Origin of the sequence: Achromobacter sp. DH1f, from assembly GCF_000633435.1 — a bacterium.
Lineage (GTDB): Bacteria > Pseudomonadota > Gammaproteobacteria > Burkholderiales > Burkholderiaceae_B > Achromobacter > Achromobacter deleyi.
On the sequence record NZ_AYMF01000105.1, the window covers coordinates 1 to 340 of the forward strand.

The following is a 340-nucleotide window of genomic DNA, read 5'->3' on the forward strand; positions in this document are numbered from 1 at the left end:
GCGCGCCGCCCGCCGCGGCCAGCGCCTGCGCATCCGGCGCATTCAGGGCGGACGCATTCCAGCCGCCGCCCACGGCCTTGATCAGCGCCACGCTGGCCACCATCTGGCGGCCGCGCAGCTGCACCGCGTTGCGTTCGTTCGACAGCGTCAGCGCCTGCGCCGTGGCCACTGCCAGGAAGGTGGTGGTGCCCGCGCGGTACTGCGCCAGCGCCAACTGCTCGCTCAGGCGCGAAGCCGCCACCGCGTCGTCCTGCGCCCGTGCCTCGTCGTCCAGCACGCGCAGCGTGGACAAGTTGTCCTCGACTTCCTGGAATGCCCCCAGCACCGTCTGCTTGTATTG

General features: G+C 71.8%; 1 protein-coding gene. It reads right to left on the minus strand.

Annotated features, from left to right (window positions below):
• On the minus strand, nt 1-340 hold a 340-nt coding region (locus U858_RS0133225; RefSeq protein ID WP_029954767.1), incomplete at both ends, for a TolC family protein.